This window comes from Endozoicomonas sp. ALB032, assembly GCF_049310125.1.
Taxonomy (GTDB): domain Bacteria; phylum Pseudomonadota; class Gammaproteobacteria; order Pseudomonadales; family Endozoicomonadaceae; genus Endozoicomonas_A.
The window spans coordinates 2,195,131-2,215,764 of the sequence record NZ_JBLYNW010000001.1; the positions used below are offsets into that span (position 1 = coordinate 2,195,131).

The following is a 20,634-nucleotide window of genomic DNA, read 5'->3' on the forward strand; positions in this document are numbered from 1 at the left end:
TAGTTGAGGATTTTGTCATTCATAGCTCCGTTTAGAATCTATATTTCCAGTTCAGTCACTGTATCTGGAAATTATCATGAAAAAGTCATTCAACCTGTTTCCGTTACTTTTGTGTTTGTTTTATTCGACGACACAGGCCAGCCCTCCTTCACAAAATGATTTTGATTTTCTTAAGCCTCTTAATGACACCGCACTGGTGGCAAATGGGCTTGAGTTAACGGAAAGCATTGCCGGAGTCTCTGTGTCTACCCTGCTCAACCTGGGCATATGGTGGGCTGTCTGTAAAACAGCGGGAATAGTCACCGGTCTTTCAGACACCTATGATCTGGCGGCATCGGATACAAAGGAGCTGGAAGAGTTGAAAACGGATTTCTGTTGGCAACTGGCACCCGTGATAACGACCGCCGAAGTGGCACTGGCCGGGCATGTGTCTTCCTGGCCCCTGGAACTACACTGGTGGAAACTCCTTTATTTGGCCGGTGCAGGAATGGACATTTATGTCTCTATGACGGAAACGAGGCAGCACATACCTGCCGAAATCTTGACTTACCTTGCTTCAGAAGCGCTATTAAGAACCGGAGCCAGCGCTATTTCGGTGTCAATTCTAAGAAAAACGAGGTTCGTAAGAGAGATTACAACTAAAAGGTATGTGACTGCTGAATACGCAATATTGTCTGCGATTAATGGGGTTATGGTTGGTACTGTCACTTATGAAGCCTTGATCCATAAAGGCATCAGGCCAGCAAAAGCGAATCTTGCTGCTGTTGTCAGCGCAGCGATTGTGGGAGCCCTCTCGGGAATTAGTTCAGGGTTAACAGCGGATGTGGACGAACCGACAAAGACCGGATTTATAGCCGGAGTCAAAGCCGCAGTCATAGTCCGATTAGGAGTCGGATCAGCCCAATCAGGAGCAGGATTGGGAGTTCTTGTCGGATTATCCGGAGCCTTGGCCGGAGCCTCAGCCGGACTCGGAGACGTAGTCGGAATCTTCAAAGTGGTAGTCGGATCCACAGCCGCATTCATCGGAGCAGGAACCTTGGTTTCGTTGGCCAGTTTGAAGACAGACAACCTGTGTATCAAAGCCGGTGTCACTTTGGTACCTGCGTTGACTTTCGCTGTTATCAATAGCCTTTCAAACTACGCTGTTTATGGCTATCCACTGGAACAAAGCCTTTCAGAGACCGCCTGGACTCAGTGGAAAAAGTTCTATGCGCCTCTGGATTATCTCTCGACTCTGTTTAAATGAAGACCCAACTGTCAGTAACTGAATCAGCGGTGAACTCTGGCAGCCAGGTTTCAGTGGCTGTGCCGAAGGCGCAGCTTATTGGAAGCATTTGATAGCTGCTTGATTTGCTCCGCTCCTTGTAGTTGAGGATATTGTCATTCATAGCTCCGTTTAGAATCTATATTTCCAGTTCAGTCACTGTATCTGGAAATCGTCATGAAAAAGTCATTCAACCTGTTTCCGTTACTTTTGTGTTTGCTTTATTCGATGGCAAAGGCCGCCAGCCTCCCCGCAAAAAATGATTTTGATTTTCTTAAGCATTTTAATGGCACCGCACTGGTTGAAAACGGGCTCGAGTTAAAGCAAAGCATTACCGGAATCTCTTTGTCTACCCTACTCAACCTGGGTATATGGTGGGGTGTCTGTAAAACAGCGCAAATAGTTTCCGGGCCTTCAGGCAAATATGATCTGGCTGCATTGGATACAGAGGAGCTGGAGAAGTTGAAAACGGATTTTTGTTTGCAACTGGCGCCCGTGGTGACGACTGCCGAAGTGGCGCTGGCCGGGCATGTGTCTCCCTGGCCGCTGGAGCAGCGCTGGTGGAAACCCCAGTATTTTGCCGGTGCAGGAGTGACGGCTTATGCCTCCATGACGAAAGCGAGGGAACTCGTACCTTTCGCAGTCTTGACCTACCTTGCATCAGAAGCGGCATCAAGAACCGGAGCCAGCGCTGTGTCGGTGTTAATTCTAAGAAAAATGAGCGTAAGGAATATTACAGCTGAACGGTATGCGGCTGGGGAATACGCAGTATTGTCTCTGATTAATGGGGTTATGGCAGGGTATGCCGTTTGTGAAGCCATGATTCATAAAGGCTTCAGTCCAAAAACAGCGCTACTTGCTTCTCTTGTCAGCATAGGGATTGTAGTTATTTCAGAGTTTGTAATGAATGTGGACGGACTGGCAAAGGCCGCAGCCGAAGCCGAAACCAGAGCCGCAGCCGAAACCAGAGCCGAAGCCGAAAAAAGAGTTGCAGCCGAAACCAGATCCACAGCCTTAGCCGTACTCGGAGCCATAGCCGTAGCCGAACTCGGAGTCCTCGCCGTAGCTGAACCCTTAGTCGTAGGAGCTGCAACCGGAGCTTTATCCGGAACCCTGGCAGGAGCTGTAGTTGGAGCCGTAGTCGGAGTCGGGGCTGGAGCCGGAATCGGAGCTGGAGTCGGAGCCTCAGCCCTGGGCGGAGTCGGAACCTTGCTTATGTTCGGCAGTTCGAAGATAACCTCAAACAACCCGTTTATCATAGCCGGTGTCACTCTGGTGCCTGCGTTGACTTTCGCTGTTATCAATAGTCTTTCAAACTACGCTGTTTATGGTTATCCACTGGAACAAGGCCTTACAGAGACCGACCGGAATCTGTGGAAAAAGTTTTATGCGCCTCTGGATTATCTCTCGACTCTGTTTAACTGACAGACTCAACTGTCAGCCACTGAATCAGCGGTAAACTCTGGCAGCTAACACCTGCTTCATTTGCTGTGCCGAAGGCGCAGCCTATTGGAAGCATTAGATAGCTGCTTTATTTGCACTGCACCTTGTAGTTAAGGATATTGTCATTCATAGCTCCGTTTAGAATCTATATTTCCAGTTCAGTCACTGTATCTGGAAAATCATCATGAAAAAGTCATTCAACCTGCTTCCGTTACTTTTGTGTTTGCTTTATTCGATGGCAAAGGCCAGCCCTCCCTCACAAAATGATTTTGATTTTCTTAAGCCTTTTAATGACACCGCATTGGTTGAAAATGGACTCGAGTTAACGCAAAGCATTGCCGGAGTCTCTTTGTCTACCCTGCTCAACCTGGGTATATGGTGGGGTGTCTGTAAAACAGCGGAAATAGTCTCCGGGACTTCAGGCGAATATGATCTGGCTGCATTGGATACAAAGGAGCTGGAGAAGTTGAAAACGGATTTCTGTTTGCAACTGGCGCCCGTGGTGACTACCGCCGAAGTCGCGCTGGTCGGGCAAGCGTCTCCCTGGCCCCTGGAACAGCGCTGGTGGAAACCCCTGTATTTTGCCGGTGCAGGAATGGCAGCTTATATCGCCAATACGAAAACAAAGGAGCTCATATCTGTAGCAGTTTTGACCTACCTTGCGTCCGAAGCGGTATCAAGAACTGGAGCCAGCGCTATTACGGCGTTAATTCTTAGAAAAATGAGCTTAAGGGATATTGCAACCGAATGGTATGCGACAGGGGAATACACAATATTGTCCATGACTAACGGAATTATGGCAGGGGCTGTCGTCTATGAATCCATGATTCATAAGGGCTTGAGTCCAGCAAAAGCGACTCTTGCTTCTGTTGTCAGCGCAGCGATTGTCGGCACCCTCTCGGGAATTATTTCACTGCTAACAATTGATTTACAGGCACAGGCTGGAGCCGGACCCGGAGCCGGAGTCGGAGTTGTAGCCGGAGTCGGAGCCGGAGTCGTAGCCTCAGGTTTAGCCTCAGTCAGATTGGAAGCCGGAGCCAGATCCGGAGTCTTAGCCGGAGCCGGTGTCGGAATCATAGCCGGAGCCTTGGTTGGAGCCGGAGCCGGAGTTGGAGCCACAGTCGGAGTCGGAGTGGGAACCGGAGTCGGAGCCGGAGCCATAGCTGGAGCCACAGTCCTGGGCGGAGCGGGAGCCTTGCTTATGTTTGGCAGTTCGAAGATAACCTCAAACAATCCGTTTATCAAAGCCGGTGTCACTTTGGTGCCTGCGTTGACTTTCGCTGTTATCAATAGTCTTTCAAACTACGCTGTTTATGGTTATCCACTGGAACAAGGCCTTTCAGAGACCGGCTGGACTCAGTGGAAAAAGTTCTATGCGCCCCTGGATTATCTCTCGACTCTGTTTAACTGACAGATCCAACTTTCATGATAATCGGCTTCTACCCATTGGTAAAAGCCGATATAAAATTATTCGGACAACTTCTGAAGGATACAATGCAAGAAGCGAGTGGCTTCTCCACCAGTAACTGCGCGATGATCAAAGGTCAGAGAGACAGGAAGAATCCGGTGATTCTGGATCTGGCCGTCTTCGCTGACCACCCGGGCTCTCAGTCGGCCAACACCAATGATGCACACCATGGGCGGCACAACAACAGGGGTAGCGAACTGACCCGCAAAAACACCAAAGTTGCTGAGAGTTATGGTGGCACCCTGCATTTCTGATGGCGGAAGGCTGCGTTCCTCAACCGCTTTTCTAAAATTGTTAATGCTGTCTCTCAACGCAGTGGCATCCAGTTTTTCTGCGTCTCTGATAACAGGCACAAACAGACCTTCTTCACTGTCAACAGCCAGTCCCAGGTGAACGGAAGTAAAGACTTCACGACTCATCAGCGTTTCATCAAACCAGGCATTGAGTGCCGGTTCTTCCTTGCAGGCTGAGGTAACGGCCTGAATCAGCCGAACGCTAATGTCTGTACCTTTTGGCCAGTGTTCAATATCCACATCATCAAACAGAGTGACAGGTACTACTTCGGCATGAGACTGCGTCATGGTTCGAGCCATGTGTTTTCTGACGCCTTTGAGAGGCTCAGGGTTTTCCAGGGGATAGCTTTGACGAATGGAGTTTCTGCCAACGCTTTGCTGATCGATGGAGACACCCAGTTTGGCGGCCAGCTCACTGATGTCAGCTTTGTTTGCAGCGGCAGGGGCTTTTCCGGAGTCAGGTGGTGTACCGATAAAAAAATGGTCATCGGTGCTGTCATCATGAGAGTCTGTTGCTAACTCGCCGACCACCGTGCCGGCATCTTCCTGATCACTGACAAACTCCAGCAAAGGCGCTCCGGTCATAATGGTGTCGCCGGGTTTGCCACAGAGTTTTGCGACAACACCGCTGATGGGTGAAGGAACGTCGACAATAGCCTTGGCGGTTTCGACTGAGACAATGATCTGGTCTTCTGCGACGGACTCACCTTCCTTGATATGCCATTCAATAATATCGGCTTCGGGAATGCCTTCACCCAGGTCGGGCAGGTTGAAAAATTTCATATTCTTGTCCTTGTTACTGAAAGCCCTTTTGCTGAAGGCTCTGCGGATATCATTGATACACCAGTGTTTTCAGGGATGCCTTGATGATGTCATCAGGTTGGGGAAGGTAATGATTTTCCATCCGATAATAGGGCATGGTCGTGTCATATCCTGTCACCCGTTCGATCGGTGCTTTCAGATCCATGAGCGCTTCCGAGGCCAGCCCGGCAGCTATTTCAGCACCTACGCCAAAGCTTCGGCAGGCTTCGTGAATAATCACACAACGGCCTGTTTTGCGAACCGAAGTCAGGATCGTCTCCATATCAAGGGGCTTAATTGTGGCGACATCAATCACTTCCACGGAAACGCCGTGTTGTTCCAGAGTTTTGGCGGCCTGAAGGGTTTCAGTGATGGAAGCTCCCCAGCTGATCAGAGTCAGGTCGGAGCCTTGCTTGAGCGTAAAGCACTTGTCGAGTGGGAGCAGTGGAGTCTCTTCAGAAACGTCCTGCTTGACCGCGCGATAGATGCGTTTGGGCTCCAGAAACAGGACCGGATCAGGATCATTAATCGCAGAGCGCAGCAGTCCGTAGGCTCTGACGGGCGATGATGGAATGACCACTCTGATGCCGGGAATATGGGCAAAAAGAGCTTCTGTACTTTCAGAATGATGCTCGGGAGCGCGGATACCACCCCCGAAAGGCGCTCTGACAACCATTGGGCAGCTGAGGCGTCCACGGGTACGGTTTCGCATTCGGGCAGCATGACATATCAACTGTTCCATGGCCGGGAAGATGAACCCCATGAACTGGATTTCCGCAACAGGCTTCAGACCCTGAGTGGCCATACCAACACTGATACCGGCGATCAGGGCTTCAGCCAGGGGCGTATCCATGACCCTTTTCAGGCCATACTTTTCTCTCAGACCCTGAGTCGCGCGGAAAACACCGCCATTAACACCGATGTCTTCACCCAGCAGTACCACCTCAGGGTCTTGTTTCATGGCGTGGTCCAAAGCCAGATTGATGGCTTCCACCATGGTGATTTTATTTGTGCTGCTGTCGACAGTCGATCGGATCAGGTTTTCAGATACTGAACTATTCATCAATGAGTTCCTCCGTCGGCTTTAAACATAGCGGCTTGTTTTTGCTGTTCCAGTTGCGGGGGCATATTTGCATAGGTGTGATCGAAGAGGTCGCTGATAGAAGGAAGTGGCGTTTCCAGATAGGTTTTGACTTCTTTCTCAACCAGGGCGGCAGCTTCCTGTTTCAGCGCCTGCTCTTTCTGCTCATTCCACAGGCCACGGTGATGCAGGAAGTTTCTGAGTCGTTTTACCGGCTCTTTGTTCCAGGCATCCTGCAGCTCTTCACTGTTACGATAGCGACTGGCGTCGTCTGCCGTAGTGTGATCGCTCAGGCGATAGCTGATGGCTTCAATCACTGTAGCGCCTTTGCCGCCTCTGGCGCGCATCATGGCTTCATTGATGACTTCGTGCAGCGCCACAACATCGTTACCATCAACTTGTGCGCAAGGCAGCCCGGCAGCAACGCCTTTTTGAGCCAGTGTCGGGGCTCCGGACTGAATGTTACGAGGAACAGAAATAGCCCACTGGTTGTTATTGATGATAAATACCAGGGGCAACTGCCAGACCCCGGCAAGGTTCAGGGCTTCAGTAAAGTCACCTTTGGAAGTAGCGCCATCGCCCAGTGACACCACCGCCACCTGAGGTTCGTGTCGAATTTTGATCGCGGTGGCCACCCCGGCAGCATGATCTGCCTGGGTAGCAATAGGAACGCAGTTCGGAAAGTCATGACCCCAGGCCGGACCGGAACTGCCGCGCTCATCTCCACCCCAATAGAGCATGATATCGGAGAGGGGAACCCCTCGTAACATCAATCCGGGAAGGTCTCGATAGTAAGGAATCAGGACGTCTTTTTTCTCCATCAGTGAACCAAAAACAGTGCTGATAGCCTCCTGTCCCAGACAGGATGGGTAGGTCCCCATCTGACCGGTTCTCTGCAGGGCAACGGCTTTGGCATCACCTGCTCTGGCTATGACCATGGTGCGGTAATATTGAATCAGGGTGTCTTTATCTTCAGTCCATTCTGGCAAAGGTTGGAGGACTTCTCCCTCCTCACTGAGGTACTGATAGAACGGAATCTGACAGGCATCGTTGGTTTTCATAAGGTGCGCTCCTGTGTTTTTTACTACGGGACTCTGTTTGACCACCGGGATAAAAAGAAATGCGCATACCCATAGTTGTGACAAGTAATGACTGTGAGAAGTCAGTCAGGCAATTAGTTGTCAGGATTGCTATTTGAATAGCAGAGCTTCTGCCATATGATCGGCAATCACACTGCTGGGAGTCTTCCGCTGCTGTTCATAGCGAAAGACCTGCAACAAAGTCTCTTCTATGGCGTTGATGCGATCATTTATTTCGCTCTGTGGTTTACCCTGGTGTGTCATTGCTACGAAGATCAGTCCACCGGCATTGATCAGGTAGTCCGGCGCATAGAGAATGCCTCTGTCAAACAGCAACTGGCCACATTCGGGAGTCAGCAGTTGATTGTTTGCAGAGCCTGCTACAGCAGTGCATTGCAATTGACTGATGGTGTCTTTATTGAGAATGCCTCCCAGACCGCAAGGACTGAAAATGTCACAGGGAACCGAATAGATTTCTTCAGTACTGACGGCGGTTGCCCCCAACTCATCAATGCACTGCTGAAGTTTCTGTTCATTGATATCAGTGACAATCAGTTTGGCGCCACCCTGATGCAGTAACTGGCAAAGGGCAAAGCCGACATTACCAAGTCCCTGAACAGCGACTCTGATACCTTTTAGTGAAGAACCAAATTCCGGATGAGCTTTCAGGGTAGCCAGAATGCCCTTGTAAACACCGAGGGCGGTGGAAGGTGCGGGATTACCACTCGAAGAGGTACAAGAAACGTGTTGAGTTTGAGAGGCGATGGCATCCATATCAGATACTCTTGAGCCGCTATCCATTGCAGTAATATAGCGGCCTCCCAGTTCTTCAATAAACTGGCCAAAAGCTCTGAACAGTTGTTCCCGATTGTAGGGGGCTGTCGGCTCCATGATGACGGATTTGCCGCCACCGAGATCCAGTCCGGCAAGCGCCGCCTTATAGCTCATACCTTTGGCAAGACGGATAGCATCGGTAACTGCATCTTCAGTTGAGGTGTAGGGAATTATACGACAACCGCCGAGGGCTGGTCCTCTTCGGGTGTTATGGATTGCAATGATTGCTCTGAGACCTGAGGCTTCATCGTATTTCAGATGAATGTCATTAAGCCGGGCCTCTTTTATCTGTCTGAACATAACGGGATCTCCGTATGTGTCAGAGCCGATAATGCTCTGTTTTGCTTATAGTTATTTTTTTTGTAGCCAAGGGTCAGGATGACTGCCCAAAACAGCGATGATCAGGGCTTTTAGCCCTTCAACGATTACAATACGTCAGCAGGTGTATTGTCAACCTTAAAACAACAATAGCTTGAACGTACTTTAACGGAGACAGGATATGAATCCTCACAGCTATAACATTACCGTCCGTCGGGCTAATTTCGATGGTGAGGTATTTTTTGAAGCTCGGGTCAAAGAGCTACCAGATGTTGCTGAGTAGGCTGATACTGCCGAAGAGGCCTACGCCCTGGCGATTGACACTATAGAAATTACCGCAGAGATCTTTGCCGAAAAGAGTAAGGTAATGCTTTCTCCTTGATGAGCTTACAGACGACTTCAGTGGCAGAGTAACACTGCGACTGGCAAAAAACCTTCATCGCAACCTTGCAGAAGGTGCAAAGCAGGAGGGGGTGAGCCTGAACCAGCACATAGTCAATATCCTTAGCTATTCTTCAGGCTTTTGCGCTGCCACCAGTGATTGGTGTCATTGAGATTCCATGAGAGCAAAATTCTGCTTGTTTTGGCTGAGGGAGTTGACTTCAGAAAATCGAGTCAGGCCGTTTTCTGCTGGAATACCTGTATTTTTTCAAGGTCGCTTTTTTCTGCAGTTTGAACGTTATATAAATCCCAGCGAACCTGCAGACTCAACCAGAAGTCTGGTGACATTCCGAAAAAACGGGCTAGCCTCAACGCTGTACTGGGTGTGATCCCACGCTTTTTATTGACCAATTCATTCACTCGCTGATAAGGCACGTGAATGGCGTCCGCTAACTCCCTTTGTGAAATATTCATAGGCATCAGGAACTCTTCCAGCAACATTTCGCCGGGATGGGTAGGTGGTCGGCTTTCAGGCACTCTGGTCATCCGTTGCTCCTAGTGGTAATCGGTGACTTCAACATTTTCCGGACCATTGTTGCCCCACCGGAAGCAGATTCGATACTGGTCATTAATCCTGATACTGTGTTGCCCTTTCCGGTCTCGGGTCAAGGCCTCAAGACAGTTACCCGGTGGAACCTTGAGTTCATCCAGGATTAGCACAGAATCCAGCTGATCGAGCTTTCTTGCAGCGATTCGCCAAAGCGACTGGGGACAGACTTTGCGAGCCAGGCGGGAAGCCTTACCGTTAAAAATATCTGCTGTAGCCTTGTCTTTAAAAGAAGCGATCATGGATTACATGGTAGCACGGACACCATGCCAAAGTGTCCGATATTATCGGGTTGAGTGTGTAGTGGCACACTCTTGACTCGCAGGATGCACCATCCACATTGTGGGTGGCCTCTAAAACTGCATGGCAACACCCCCACCCCCAATGGCTGAAACTGGTCTACATTGTTTGGCAGGATTCCTGATCATTAACAATGCCGGTTCAAATCATGACTAAAGTAGTATTCAGAAAATTCCCGGAGGGTGATGTGATTGCCCTGTTTCCTGATGACGTGGCCGATAACCGGGGGCGTATCTCCAGTTATCAGCAGCAGGGGGAGCATGGGGCAGCCAGCCCGGCATTGATGGATGAGCTGACACCGGCAACTGTGGAGGAGTACCAGCATCTGCTCAATGAGTTGACCCATCGCGGCTATGCCGACCTGAGAGTGCATGACGAAAGCGTTTGAGGCTATGCCGTGGACTCGTTCAGTGGTGGCAGAGCCTTGACGATTCTCACGGTCTCGACGCTGACACGGACAATCCGTTTTACCAGATCGACGATGTAGCGAGGGTCTTCAGACCACTGGTTCGGGTCATTCTGGATATGGCTTTTCTTATCGACGGTAACCTGGTACCGCTCCATTGCCCATTCAATCGCCGGTTTACCGTTGACCACGTATTCGTAGGCTTCCAGCGGGATACCTTCGAGAATGATGTTGGCGTTATAGACGATGACGGACTTGTCTTTCTCTTTGCCCTTTTTCCCGAACACCATTTTTGATACCCGGTAATCGTCGTCTTCCATCAGCAGGTTTTGGGCTTTGCCGCCATGTTCATCTAGTGGAAACGGCTCCACTGTTTCGTAGTTAAGATGCCATTCACCCAGCTTGCGTCCTGCATTGCTGAATGCCCGGAAATCTGCTGCAAAGGGTATACGTGGCAGCATTTTTTTCAGGTCGGCGGCGAAGCGTTGCTTGTATTCGGCAGAGTGCAGGATGCCGTAGACGTACCAGAAGATGTCTTCTTTGGTGATGGTGTCATCGCCATAGTGGTCACGGAAGCTATCGAGCGCCCAGTCGCTGATGGCATCGTGGCGGATGTAGCCGTGTTCATCGACGCTAGTTGATTGGCCATCAGAAAGCATATCGCTCTGAGGAGCACTATTATTATCCTGGTCCGCTTTTTCGTACCAGTACAGGGGGAATGCTTGCCCTTTTTCAATGCAGTCCAAGCATGGAATAAGGTTTGATGCTATCGCCGAGAATGGTTTATTTGCTCCTGTTCCCGTAGCAGATATAACAATATTTTTATGAGACGGCGTCGGGAAAAACCTTGGCTGCAGATAGACCATATCATTGAACTGACGATTGAAATATAGCCACTGTTTTTCGAAAGGCCGATACATACCTTTAGTTATCGACACAGCATTAAACTTGTATTGTTTTCCTCGTTTAGCGTCATTTTTTAATGATCTGTTCCAGCTAATCTTTTTGGGGTCAAGATCAATGAATTTATCAATATCAGGCAGGTTATTTTTTGTTTTGCCCTGACACATCTCTGCATATCCAGCACTATCCTCGTTGAAAGCATCAATCATGCGCCGCATATTTGATTCGAGAGCATCCCTACACATGTTATAAGCCCAGGCGTCGCGGGCAGTAGCAACACCTCTGGAGTATGTGTCGAAAATACCCTGTTCACCATCGCTAGACTTGTCACCAAGTTTAGTAAAACCATCGAATACCTCATCACGCTGATTAACCCAATCACCAGCATCATTTGGCTTGATGTTCTGCCATTCCATATTTTTGATGCTGGCAAATTGTTCAATCACAGAGAGCTTTTCTTCACGGCTCAGGTAGTCACCAATATCGTGATAATTGAGTTCGCAGGCACCATTACGCCTTGGGTCTTTCACCATAATCGAGATAGTTACAGGCGTGTGTGACCCAGAACCAAAAATTTTGCCACCTTCTCGGCGGGATTCTTCACCAGACGTACGCTGATTGCCACGCAGGTTAAAAATATAAAGATGACTGAACTCGTCCGTCAGGCACTTACGAATACCATCAGCGGCGTTACCGTCGATAAATGAACCGTTCGTCACAAATGCAACAATGCCATTTTCACCCAGTCGATCGGACGCCCAACGAATCGCACGAATGTAAGAGTCATATAGACTATTTTTGTTGGTCGCTGTAGACCTTTCCGCATAGGTGGTGCGAATCTTTGCATCCAAGGTTGGGTACTTGAGGTTCTGGTTATTGTCATTTGCGCTGTTCTGACCTGCCGAATACGGTGGATTCCCCACAATCACCCGAATCGGATGTGCCAACTGATTCGTGGCCCGTGCATTATTTTCAGGCAACACTATCTGATCCACCAGGTCATCATCTTCAGTCATCTGGAAAGTGTCAGTCAGCACCATGCCATTAAACGGAAGATAATTCCCGGTCTGCCCGTGGAAAGCAGTTTCAATATTCACCGTGGCAATATAGTAAGCCAACAGCACTATTTCGTTAGCGTGCAGCTCCCTACTAAACTTGTGGGGCAGGTCATCGTTACTGATCAGCCCGGACTGAATCAGCCGCACAATAAAGGTGCCGGTGCCACTGAACGGGTCGAGGATATGAATACCTTTATCGCCCAGTTTGCTGCCAAAATGCTTGCCCAGCGCTGCCTGAACGCTGTTCAGAATAAAGTCCACCACCTCAATGGGCGTGTAGACAATCCCGAGCCGCTCCGCCATGCGCGGAAACGCATTATGGAAGAAGGTGTCGTACAGGTTGCGAATAATGTCCTGCTTGGACTTGTCACTCTTGGCCAGGCTGATCCGCTCACGAACATTGTCGTAGAACTTTTTAAGATCTTCGGTTTCGCTGGCAACGGCAGATTCGTCGAGTCGATCGACCACTTTTTGTAATGCATGAGCGACCACATTCTGTTCGGGGAATTCGTTATCCGTAAACAGTGCCTGGAAGACTGGCAGCGTCAGAACGTGCTGCGCCAGCATCTCAATGGCTTCATCAGCGGTAACGGCAGGGTTCAGGGTGTCTTTCAAACCTTGCAGGAAGGTGTCGAACTCACTTGCCAGTGATTTGTCGGTTTTGATCAGCGCCTTAATACGGGCAATCAGACTCTCTGCGGTTTTGCCGATGTCTTTCGCCCACTCGCTCCAGTATTCCCGGTCGCCCAGCTTTTTCGGAATGGCGGCATAAACGGCTTCGTTGACTTCGTCGAAGGGCAGGTTCGGAATGTCCAGCGGCAGGTCAAGGGTGCCATCACTCCCGTCGTCGCCATCAGAGCCGCTACCCGGCTCACCAACAATGACCTGTATTTTCTTACGAAACTCAGCTTCGTCCACCAGCGATTCATCATGGGCACGCAGTGCCTTGATAACCTTCCAGATGCCCTTGAACTGCGGGTCGCTGTCGATGAAGCTGTTGTAATCCTTGACCCGCTCAGACGGCATACAGACCGGCAGAATGATGTAGCCATACTTCTTTTTGCTAGCAGGGTCTTTCCGCATGACTCGACCAACGGATTGCACAATATCGACGATAGATTCACGGGTATCGAAAAAGATAACTGAGTCGAGCGAAGGTACATCAATACCTTCGGACAGGCATCGGGCGTTGGAAAGAATACGACAGTTACTTTCTGATATGTCATCTTTCAGCCAGCCGAGTTTTTCCTGCCGCACATGGGCGTTCATGCTGCCATCCACATGGTCGAGTTCGCAATTGACCATTGAGTTGTCGACGTTGCGGTAGGAGTTCTGGTAAGTCTCGACCAGCTTTGCGAAGATGTCGGTGGTCTGCTTTGAATCTTTGATCGAGCGGGAGAACGCCACTGCCCGACGCATGGGAGCAGTGTCTTCCGTCAGGTCTTCCTGCTCACCTGCTTCGTCCACCATCACCAACCCCTGCTTCGAGAGACCTTTCCAGCTGCCGATGATTTTGGTGGCCAACTTCATATCAATGGCTTTGTCGTCGGCGACTTTGAAGGCGTTGTAGTTGTTGACCAGATTCGCCATCTTCTCTTCTTCAACGGCGACGATCAGCACCTTGTATTCGGTCAGCAGGTCTTTCTCAACGGCTTTGCCGAACCCGAGGCGATAAAGTTCCGGGCCGTAGAGGTCTTCATCATCCATTGAGAACAGCACGGCATCAGCTTCGTTGGCCTTGCTTTTCGATTTGTCGGCGTATATTCGAGGCGTAGCGGTCATATAAACCCGCTTGTCCGCCTTGACGATATGATTCTGGTGAACTTTGACGAACTCGGAGTAGTCTTGACCTTTCAGGGTAAGGCCGGTAGTACGATGCGCCTCATCGCAGATAATCAGGTCAAAGTCGCCAAGACCCTGTTTTGGGCTTCGCTGACCACCTGAATAGACTGATAGGTGGAGAAAACAATGGTGCGCCGGTCTTTACTGACCACTTTTGCTGCGGCGGCCAGTTTCTTTGCATCGGTGGTGGCGGGGTAGGCCAGGTCATGCAGGCTGATGTCTTCTTCATCTTTACCCACCTTTGAGTCAGAACAGACGACGAAGGCATTGATTGGGCTGACACCCTGGGCGGTCCATTCCCGCAATGACTGCGCTACCAGCGAGATGGACGGAGCCAGAAAGAGTATTCGGCCTTTCTCTGGCGTAACTTCTTCCATCAGGCGCAGGGCGGTGAAGGTTTTACCCGTACCGCACGCCATGATCATTTTACCCCGGCTGTGCTGTTCAAAGCCTTTCTTTACTGCGTCGATGGCTTCACGCTGGTGCTCACGGGGTTCGTGCTTTTTCTTGAGCTTGATGTCCTTGATATTGCTGAGGCTGAACTGACTCCAGTCGATTGGGCTGTCGGCCAGGTCTTTGAAGAACAGGCGGCTTACAGGGACGGTTTGCGCTTCGAGGGTTTTATTTGCCTTGGATGACCACTTCTCGGTGGTGGATACGATCAGTCGTGTTGTAAAACTGAATGCGCCATCCGTGGTGCTGAATTGCTTTCCTGATGCGGCCAGGAATGTGTCAATGCCGCCCTTGTCAAGCGTGTTTGCCGGATCGAAGAATTTGCACTGAATCGCCCAGTATTCCCCCGTACCACGCTCACGGGCGACCAGATCAATACCGTCATCACTTCCCCAGCGATACGGCCACTCTCCCCATAACCAGACATCCGAAAGCCGGTCAGCGTATTGCGGGTCAGTCATCAGATAGTTCGCAATCAGCTTTTCAAACTGCGTGCCCTTATCGCGGTTGTTGCGGGTTGCTTCGGTAAATTCGTCTAGCAGGGCCTGTAGAGTATTCACTTTCATTTCCTTATGTAATTGTAAAATGGTTGCAATCGTCGTTTATATGCTACAGAAACAGGTTGTGTGTCAATACGAGCAATCGTTCGGATATCAGACGCTGCAGACCTCTTGAATAGGTGATGATACCGATTATTATTAGAGTAATGTCGTACATAAGCATCGAGTAGTGTTTATAAAATCGAGCCTTTATATCGGCGTGCATGAGAGTTCTTGATTAAGACCCGAAATGGACCTCGCCTGACTCCTGAATTGATTGACTCCGCTATCGCAAAAACGCAGTTCCATGTTTTTGAAGGTTCGTGTCTGACAGTTTGCTGTATGACGTTGAAAAATGGTTTCACGGTTACTTTACTGGTGAGAGTGCTTGCGCCAGCCCTGCAAATTTCGATGCAGTGATCGGACAAAAGATCGCAAGGGATAACGCCAGAAATAAGATATGGATGCCTGCTCATGCAGGGGGGTATGCGGCGATAAATGAGGGGCTCGGTCGCGGTATTCAGAGGGCTACGACCGACAGCCAACTTGAACATGGGGTCTTTACGCAAATGGTTGCTGTTGTTGGCATCCTGATAACCGCAGGCCATTTGCAGCACTCTTTGTGTCAGAAGATCCTGTATGGAATGGTCAATATAGGATTGATGTCGTTTTTCCTGGATTGCCTTGACGAGCCTGGGGATTAGCTCACTACGGATGGCTATTTCACGAAGCAGCAGTGTGCCAAAATCAGAAGACAACTCCCCTCCGTTAAAATCAACTCTGACAGTTTTACCATTAACAGAGTGAAAACGAAGAGTTTCTTGTGTATGTTTTGCCATGGCAGGTTCCGGTTTGCTTCTTCCGAAGCTTATTTTTGGTCGACTCAATCATGTAAGGTGATTGGGCGGAACCTGCTCATATTTATGAGATATCCCTAGCCTAAAGCTTCTTCAGTATCCGAATCGAACAAGTGGCATTGAGAGACTGTGAATTTCAACAACGCAGAGTCACCATTGGCTAACACTTTGTCTGCGTCGAAGGGTATCCTTGATATCATCTTGTCACCTCCCAACTGAAAATAGAGGTAAAGCTCATTACCCATTGACTCCACTACATCAATTTTGTGGCGTTGGGTGTTGACGTCTGAGGTGTTTGTAGCATCGTTGGCTAACTGAATATGCTCAGGGCGAATACCAAACCAGACCCACTTACCTGCTCTCTGTCTGGCCAGGTTCTGCTTATGTTGCGGCAACTCCCAGCGATGCCCACTCTCTGTAACCACACTCATTACGTCATCGACTTCATCAATAAGCACCTTAATGATATTCATCGCCGGAGAACCAATAAAGCCGGCAACAAACTTATTAGCAGGGTATTGATAGAGGTTCATTGGCGTATCGACCTGCATGATCTGGCCCTGGTTAAGTACACAGATTCTGTCGCCCAGTGTCATGGCTTCCACCTGATCATGGGTAACATAAATCATGGTTGCATTTTGCCCTTCCGCTTTAAGATTATTATGCAGCCGAGCAATACTGACCCGGGTTGAGACTCTGAGTTTGGCATCCAGATTTGAAAGCGGTTCATCGAAGAGAAAAACAACCGGCTTGCGGACCATGGCACGGCCCAGTGCAACGCGCTGTCTCTGTCCACCGGACATTTCACCGGGTTTATTTTGCAGTAGATGCTCAATTTCGAGTGTCTTTGCCGCTTCTGCAATACGCTTTTCTATTTCGGCTTTTGCCAGCTTTTGCTGCTTCAACCCAAAGGCCATATTTTCATACACGGTCATGTGAGGATAAAGAGCGTAGTTTTGGAAAACCATCGAGATACCGCGATCTTTTGGAGGCAAATCATTCACTCGCCTATCACCAATGTACACATCGCCCTCAGAGATATCTTCCAGGCCCGCAATCATTCTCAGCGTGGTTGATTTTGCGCAGCCAGAGGGGCCCACAAACACCATGAACTCACCTTCACGAATGTTGAGGTCGACACCATGTACCGCTTTAAAACCATTCGGATAGGTTTTTTCTACCCCTTTCAGTGTGACTTCAGCCATTTCTCATCCTCAAGTCAATTCATTAAGTGCGTATGGGTCAAACTGAGCCACCGATGGAATAACAAGATCCGCCACAGGTTCCAACTCGCTCGCTGAAGCAGTCCCTGTCAGGACACCAATTTTCTTTGCCCCGGCATTGGTAGCGAATTCCATATCCGACACCGTATCTCCGAACATGATGACCTCGTGGGGTTCAACTCCACATTGCTGACAAAACGCATGGAGAAGCGCGGGACCTGGTTTGGGTTCTATATCCCCGTCACTGTAGCCAATATAATCAAACAACTCCTTCAGGCCTGATTGTTCCAGCGTATAGAGTGTCGAATCTTTGGTGTCCGCTGTTGCAATGCCTAAAATCATCCCTTGTTGCCTGAGAGAAGTGAGCCTGTCTGCCACTCCGGGTAAGGCTTCGATCCATTCAGGATTTTCTGCAACCTCCTGATTAAAAGCGCTTTTCGTCACTCTGGTGAATTCTGTCAGTGTTACCTGAGGGTTGAGCATTTCAAACCATGCAGCAGCGGTGTCTTCAACAGGGTTAGAAGCGAGCAGGCCATGATTGTCGACTTTGTCTCCCTCAACGCCAATCGCCGAGAGTAACCCGGTCTCAGTGACATTTTGATGACCTTGTCTCTCGTCGCTATATTTTTTTACTCGATGACAGGCGCTGCATGAAACCTTTAGCCACATATTGTGGAATTCCAATAGTGTGCCATCTTTATCAAACAATAGTGCTCTATACTTCATCACTATTTAATCGCTCTATCAGCTCTCCCCAACTATGCACTTTCGGGGTTTTAAAAGTAGGTTTGGTACCGTTATAAACAGCGTTGATACAGCCTTCGAATTCCCGGGTCCGGGCTCTGCGAATATCAACTCGACACCAGTGATAATCGGAATCGACCTTAATCGTTTTCGGCTCTGTACCCAGCATGACGTTGGCAACCAATTCGCCATCGACAATGCACTCAGCGAGATAACTCAACTGAGTATCTTGTACAGCTATTCGGTAGCTCAGAGGCTCGCCCGAGCTGTCAGCCCCCGGCAAGAGTTGATGGTTGTTGATATCAAACGAAAGGCCGCATCGTCGCTCTATGTAGACCTGACCGTTGCGCAAACCGGACAAGATGCCCTCACCACTCAAACCCTGGCTGAAGACAAAGGTAGAAGGGTCGCCATATATCGACGGCTCCGTCGCTTTGGGGTTGCGCTCATGTGGCTCGAGATGTGAGTCACTTCCACCTATGGCAGCCACCCGATGACCGCAATTCCACATTTCATTGAGCACCCGCAGTGCAGACTCTGTGGCTTGCGGCGATGTTGGCCAGGTGGGATCGCAACAGACTTCAAAGGTTGAGATCTTCACAAGTAAAAGCGGCGAATATTGCCAATGCCATGGTTTCATCATCGGGTGATTAATGCTGATTGAGCTCTGGCCCTCGCGGGCGAGTTGCAGACCTGTTTCGATAACCTTTTGGTTGCTAAGCTCGACACTTCTGAGATCCAATATGGATTGCGGCCCGTGAACATTAAAGTGTCCCAGGTCAGTGGTCACCTCGATGCCGGGCAAGAAAAGACATGAGTCTGAGACAGGCAGTCTTGGCTGGCAAATGTTGTGTTCGGTAAAGAAAAAGAAATCGAGCTCTTGAGACTCCACAATCTGCTTTGCCGCAGAGAGACTGTTATGACCATCAGAAAGTCTGGTGTGAGCATGAAGATCACCACGATACCAGCGTGATTCAGATTTAATCAGTCTGCTGTAATCAAAGTGGATATTGTGGTCAGTCCCGACAACATCTTCGGTGAGAAGGTCTTCATGTTTTTGCTCCTGATTGAAGTCAACCCGGATACGATATTCTATGGCACGCTTGGGTTTAAACTCAGCATCCAGATTGTACAGATCGAGATACCATTCCCCTTCCATAACATCGCCATCAATCGCACCAAACCCGGAGTGTTCAGGTTTGACACACAATGACTTGTCAGGTTTTTCAAACAGTATTTTGCCACGATATTGGTCCTTTGCATCGTAGACAGCGGCATACAAAAACCTTTTAGTAACCGTTGAACCGGTGATATTTACCGATAAGGTTCCGTTCGGTACCTTAAATGGCAGACGAGTTCGGCCAAAGGTCAGCTCACCCTGAAATTCAGTCATAGCGTCCGGTGATTAATCCGTTTCTTTAGAAATGAGAGCCCGTTTGAAACGGGCTCGAAAGGCATTAAGAGCGGTTCACTCTATCTAACGCCCGCTGCGCTTTTTTTGCTGCCTGTTTAAGTGCTTTCTCAGCAGGAACGTTTTGGATTTGAATTTGGTCAGCAGCCACTCTCAGCGCATCCATAATCTTGCCGTTGGTTGGATCAAGAAAGTCAGGGCTTGCTGAGCTGGCTTGCTTCAACGGAATCAGAGCTTGTGGATTCTTCTCTGTAAACAACTTGTACTCAGCGACATCCGCTGCACTCATGCGAACCGGGATGTAGCCTGTGAACATTGACCAGGCGGCGGTTTTTTCGGCACTTGTGTAAAACTGCATAAATTCAAACGCCCCTTGAGCCGCTTTTTCATCGGTTCCTTCAGGCATCACGTAAATAAGTGCTCCTGCCTGAGGAGCCGGAGGATGCGACCCCCAACCAGGCTGAGTGGTCGCTGCCAATTTAGTGAAATCCAGATCACCCTGATCACCTGAAGAACCGGTATAGCCCAGCGCTTGGTCTTTCATCACGTCGTCAATGGTCTTATACCAGTATTCCCAGCCCTGACCACCGTAGTGAATACGCATGATTTCATCATCATGAATCCACGTGCGGAAACTATCCCAAACCTCAACCCACTCCTGTGAATCGATCAGCACCTTCTTGCCATCATTACTGATCACACGGGCGCCGTTAGAAAAAGCGGCATCGATCAAATTATCAGCGCCCCACATTGGTTCCCAGCCGTAAAACACTGTGTTGCCTTTCTCGTCACGCTTAGTCACTTTTTCTGCAACTTTTGCAACACCTTGCCAGGTGTTTAAATCCTCTTCTTTAAAGCCATTCTCTGCCAACACTTGTTTGTTGTAATAGAAAACCTGTGTGGTGCCGTAAGCGGGTAAACCAAATACTTGCCCATCTTCTGCCGTTACCTGGTCTCTAAAGGCAGTGACAAAGTCATCAAAGTTGAATTGTGCATCCATGTAAGTATTCAAGTCACGGCTTAAACCACGCTGTCGCATGGCATCAGCGTAAACCGGGTCCAAAAGTACTAACTCTGGCGCAGTTTTTGACGCTAAACCTGCCTGAAGTTTCTGGTAAGTCTCGGTGTAATTTCCCTGCAGAGCAGGTTTAATCACATATTCATCCTGACTCGCGTTGAACTCTGTAATAAGTTCAGTCATCATTTTCTGAGGCTTTGTACCGCCTGAATACCAGAAGTCCACTTCGGTTTTTGCCAGTACACTGCCTGAGAATAAAGACGCACTCACTGCGCCGGTAAGCATAAGTGCGAGACTGTTCAGTTTCATGT

General features: G+C 49.4%; 17 protein-coding genes and 1 pseudogene. 5 read left to right on the plus strand and 13 right to left on the minus strand.

Going from position 1 to position 20,634, the window contains the following annotated elements; all coding sequences use genetic code 11:
- The first annotated feature begins 76 nt into the window (after window positions 1-76).
- The 3 genes from ACO6VG_RS07805 (at window position 77) to ACO6VG_RS07815 (ending at window position 4,118) form a co-directional block, all read left to right on the plus strand.
- Entirely contained in the window at window positions 77-1,246 is a 1,170-nt protein-coding gene (locus ACO6VG_RS07805; RefSeq protein WP_422473398.1) for a hypothetical protein, read from the plus strand.
- A gap of 195 nt (window positions 1,247-1,441) precedes the next feature.
- Window positions 1,442-2,689 carry a hypothetical protein gene (locus tag ACO6VG_RS07810; RefSeq protein WP_422473400.1) on the plus strand — a complete coding sequence of 416 codons (1,248 nt, stop codon included), beginning with the start codon at window positions 1,442-1,444 and terminating at the stop codon, window positions 2,687-2,689.
- Between the two features lie 202 nt (window positions 2,690-2,891).
- Entirely contained in the window at window positions 2,892-4,118 is a 1,227-nt protein-coding gene (locus ACO6VG_RS07815) for a hypothetical protein (protein WP_422139593.1), read from the plus strand.
- Between the two features lie 56 nt (window positions 4,119-4,174).
- On the opposite strand, the gene ACO6VG_RS07820 is transcribed toward ACO6VG_RS07815, so the two are convergent.
- The 4 genes from ACO6VG_RS07820 to ACO6VG_RS07835 form a co-directional block, all read right to left on the minus strand.
- Window positions 4,175-5,251 carry a dihydrolipoamide acetyltransferase family protein gene (locus ACO6VG_RS07820; RefSeq protein WP_422411219.1) on the minus strand — a complete coding sequence of 359 codons (1,077 nt, stop codon included), beginning with the start codon at window positions 5,249-5,251 and terminating at the stop codon, window positions 4,175-4,177.
- A 49-nt stretch (window positions 5,252-5,300) separates the two neighbouring features.
- The gene (locus ACO6VG_RS07825) at window positions 5,301-6,332 is read right to left on the minus strand and encodes an alpha-ketoacid dehydrogenase subunit beta (protein ID WP_422411217.1); all 1,032 of its coding nucleotides are present in this window, start codon (window positions 6,330-6,332) and stop codon (window positions 5,301-5,303) included.
- On the minus strand, window positions 6,332-7,411 hold the full coding sequence (gene pdhA / locus ACO6VG_RS07830) for a pyruvate dehydrogenase (acetyl-transferring) E1 component subunit alpha (RefSeq protein WP_422411215.1): 1,080 nt from the start codon (window positions 7,409-7,411) through the stop codon (window positions 6,332-6,334). Before pdhA ends, ACO6VG_RS07825 begins: the two co-directional genes overlap by 1 nt.
- Before the next feature lie 129 nt (window positions 7,412-7,540).
- A complete protein-coding gene (locus ACO6VG_RS07835) occupies window positions 7,541-8,563 on the minus strand; it encodes a Leu/Phe/Val dehydrogenase (RefSeq protein WP_422139596.1) in 1,023 nt (340 codons plus the stop codon).
- Window positions 8,564-8,988: 425 nt separating this feature from the next.
- Here ACO6VG_RS07835 and ACO6VG_RS07840 point away from each other — a divergent pair.
- A pseudogene (locus ACO6VG_RS07840) lies at window positions 8,989-9,135 on the plus strand (toxin-antitoxin system HicB family antitoxin); the annotation flags it as partial.
- Between the two features lie 61 nt (window positions 9,136-9,196).
- Here the strand turns inward: ACO6VG_RS07840 and ACO6VG_RS07845 are convergent.
- Together ACO6VG_RS07845 and ACO6VG_RS07850 are read right to left on the minus strand one after the other, a co-directional pair.
- Window positions 9,197-9,508, minus strand: a complete 312-nt coding sequence (locus tag ACO6VG_RS07845) for a HigA family addiction module antitoxin (RefSeq protein ID WP_422136416.1) — start codon at window positions 9,506-9,508, stop codon at window positions 9,197-9,199.
- 9 nt (window positions 9,509-9,517) lie between these two features.
- Window positions 9,518-9,811 (minus strand): type II toxin-antitoxin system RelE/ParE family toxin, encoded by a 294-nt coding sequence (locus tag ACO6VG_RS07850; RefSeq protein ID WP_422139598.1) that lies wholly within the window; start codon window positions 9,809-9,811, stop codon window positions 9,518-9,520.
- Window positions 9,812-10,017: 206 nt separating this feature from the next.
- Here ACO6VG_RS07850 and ACO6VG_RS07855 point away from each other — a divergent pair, with 206 nt between their 5' ends.
- Window positions 10,018-10,257 carry a hypothetical protein gene (locus ACO6VG_RS07855; RefSeq protein WP_422473402.1) on the plus strand — a complete coding sequence of 80 codons (240 nt, stop codon included), beginning with the start codon at window positions 10,018-10,020 and terminating at the stop codon, window positions 10,255-10,257.
- A gap of 2 nt (window positions 10,258-10,259) precedes the next feature.
- Here the strand turns inward: ACO6VG_RS07855 and ACO6VG_RS07860 are convergent, their stop codons facing one another.
- The 7 genes from ACO6VG_RS07860 to ACO6VG_RS07890 form a co-directional block, all read right to left on the minus strand.
- Entirely contained in the window at window positions 10,260-14,018 is a 3,759-nt protein-coding gene (locus ACO6VG_RS07860) for a type ISP restriction/modification enzyme (RefSeq protein WP_422473404.1), read from the minus strand.
- A 113-nt stretch (window positions 14,019-14,131) separates the two neighbouring features.
- Entirely contained in the window at window positions 14,132-15,091 is a 960-nt protein-coding gene (locus tag ACO6VG_RS07865; RefSeq protein WP_422473406.1) for a DEAD/DEAH box helicase family protein, read from the minus strand.
- Window positions 15,092-15,264: 173 nt separating this feature from the next.
- Window positions 15,265-15,909: a transposase gene (locus tag ACO6VG_RS07870; RefSeq protein ID WP_422136421.1), complete on the minus strand. Its 645-nt coding sequence runs from the start codon at window positions 15,907-15,909 to the stop codon at window positions 15,265-15,267.
- A 95-nt stretch (window positions 15,910-16,004) separates the two neighbouring features.
- A complete protein-coding gene (locus tag ACO6VG_RS07875; protein ID WP_422473408.1) occupies window positions 16,005-17,132 on the minus strand; it encodes an ABC transporter ATP-binding protein in 1,128 nt (375 codons plus the stop codon).
- Between the two features lie 9 nt (window positions 17,133-17,141).
- The gene (locus ACO6VG_RS07880) at window positions 17,142-17,876 is read right to left on the minus strand and encodes an HAD family hydrolase (protein ID WP_422137061.1); all 735 of its coding nucleotides are present in this window, start codon (window positions 17,874-17,876) and stop codon (window positions 17,142-17,144) included.
- Window positions 17,866-19,287 (minus strand): CehA/McbA family metallohydrolase, encoded by a 1,422-nt coding sequence (locus tag ACO6VG_RS07885; protein ID WP_422473410.1) that lies wholly within the window; start codon window positions 19,285-19,287, stop codon window positions 17,866-17,868. Before ACO6VG_RS07885 ends, ACO6VG_RS07880 begins: the two co-directional genes overlap by 11 nt.
- 64 nt (window positions 19,288-19,351) lie before the next feature.
- Window positions 19,352-20,632 (minus strand): extracellular solute-binding protein, encoded by a 1,281-nt coding sequence (locus tag ACO6VG_RS07890; protein ID WP_422136424.1) that lies wholly within the window; start codon window positions 20,630-20,632, stop codon window positions 19,352-19,354.
- Between the last annotated feature and the right edge of the window lie 2 nt (window positions 20,633-20,634).

Bases quoted from the DNA above. Each gene is read 5' to 3' on its own strand.
- ACO6VG_RS07845 (WP_422136416.1), bottom strand. From the start codon at position 9,508: ATGACCAGAGTGCCTGAAAGCCGACCACCTACCCATCCCGGCGAAATG.
- ACO6VG_RS07835 (WP_422139596.1), bottom strand. From the start codon at position 8,563: ATGTTCAGACAGATAAAAGAGGCCCGGCTTAATGACATTCATCTGAAA.
- ACO6VG_RS07850 (WP_422139598.1), bottom strand. From the start codon at position 9,811: ATGATCGCTTCTTTTAAAGACAAGGCTACAGCAGATATTTTTAACGGT.
- ACO6VG_RS07890 (WP_422136424.1), bottom strand. From the start codon at position 20,632: ATGAAACTGAACAGTCTCGCACTTATGCTTACCGGCGCAGTGAGTGCG.
- ACO6VG_RS07810 (WP_422473400.1), top strand. From the start codon at position 1,442: ATGAAAAAGTCATTCAACCTGTTTCCGTTACTTTTGTGTTTGCTTTAT.
- ACO6VG_RS07815 (WP_422139593.1), top strand. From the start codon at position 2,892: ATGAAAAAGTCATTCAACCTGCTTCCGTTACTTTTGTGTTTGCTTTAT.
- ACO6VG_RS07885 (WP_422473410.1), bottom strand. From the start codon at position 19,287: ATGACTGAATTTCAGGGTGAGCTGACCTTTGGCCGAACTCGTCTGCCA.
- pdhA (WP_422411215.1), bottom strand. From the start codon at position 7,411: ATGAAAACCAACGATGCCTGTCAGATTCCGTTCTATCAGTACCTCAGT.
- ACO6VG_RS07875 (WP_422473408.1), bottom strand. From the start codon at position 17,132: ATGGCTGAAGTCACACTGAAAGGGGTAGAAAAAACCTATCCGAATGGT.
- ACO6VG_RS07860 (WP_422473404.1), bottom strand. From the start codon at position 14,018: ATGACCGCTACGCCTCGAATATACGCCGACAAATCGAAAAGCAAGGCC.
- ACO6VG_RS07825 (WP_422411217.1), bottom strand. From the start codon at position 6,332: ATGAATAGTTCAGTATCTGAAAACCTGATCCGATCGACTGTCGACAGC.
- ACO6VG_RS07880 (WP_422137061.1), bottom strand. From the start codon at position 17,876: ATGAAGTATAGAGCACTATTGTTTGATAAAGATGGCACACTATTGGAA.
- ACO6VG_RS07820 (WP_422411219.1), bottom strand. From the start codon at position 5,251: ATGAAATTTTTCAACCTGCCCGACCTGGGTGAAGGCATTCCCGAAGCC.
- ACO6VG_RS07805 (WP_422473398.1), top strand. From the start codon at position 77: ATGAAAAAGTCATTCAACCTGTTTCCGTTACTTTTGTGTTTGTTTTAT.
- ACO6VG_RS07855 (WP_422473402.1), top strand. From the start codon at position 10,018: ATGACTAAAGTAGTATTCAGAAAATTCCCGGAGGGTGATGTGATTGCC.
- ACO6VG_RS07870 (WP_422136421.1), bottom strand. From the start codon at position 15,909: ATGGCAAAACATACACAAGAAACTCTTCGTTTTCACTCTGTTAATGGT.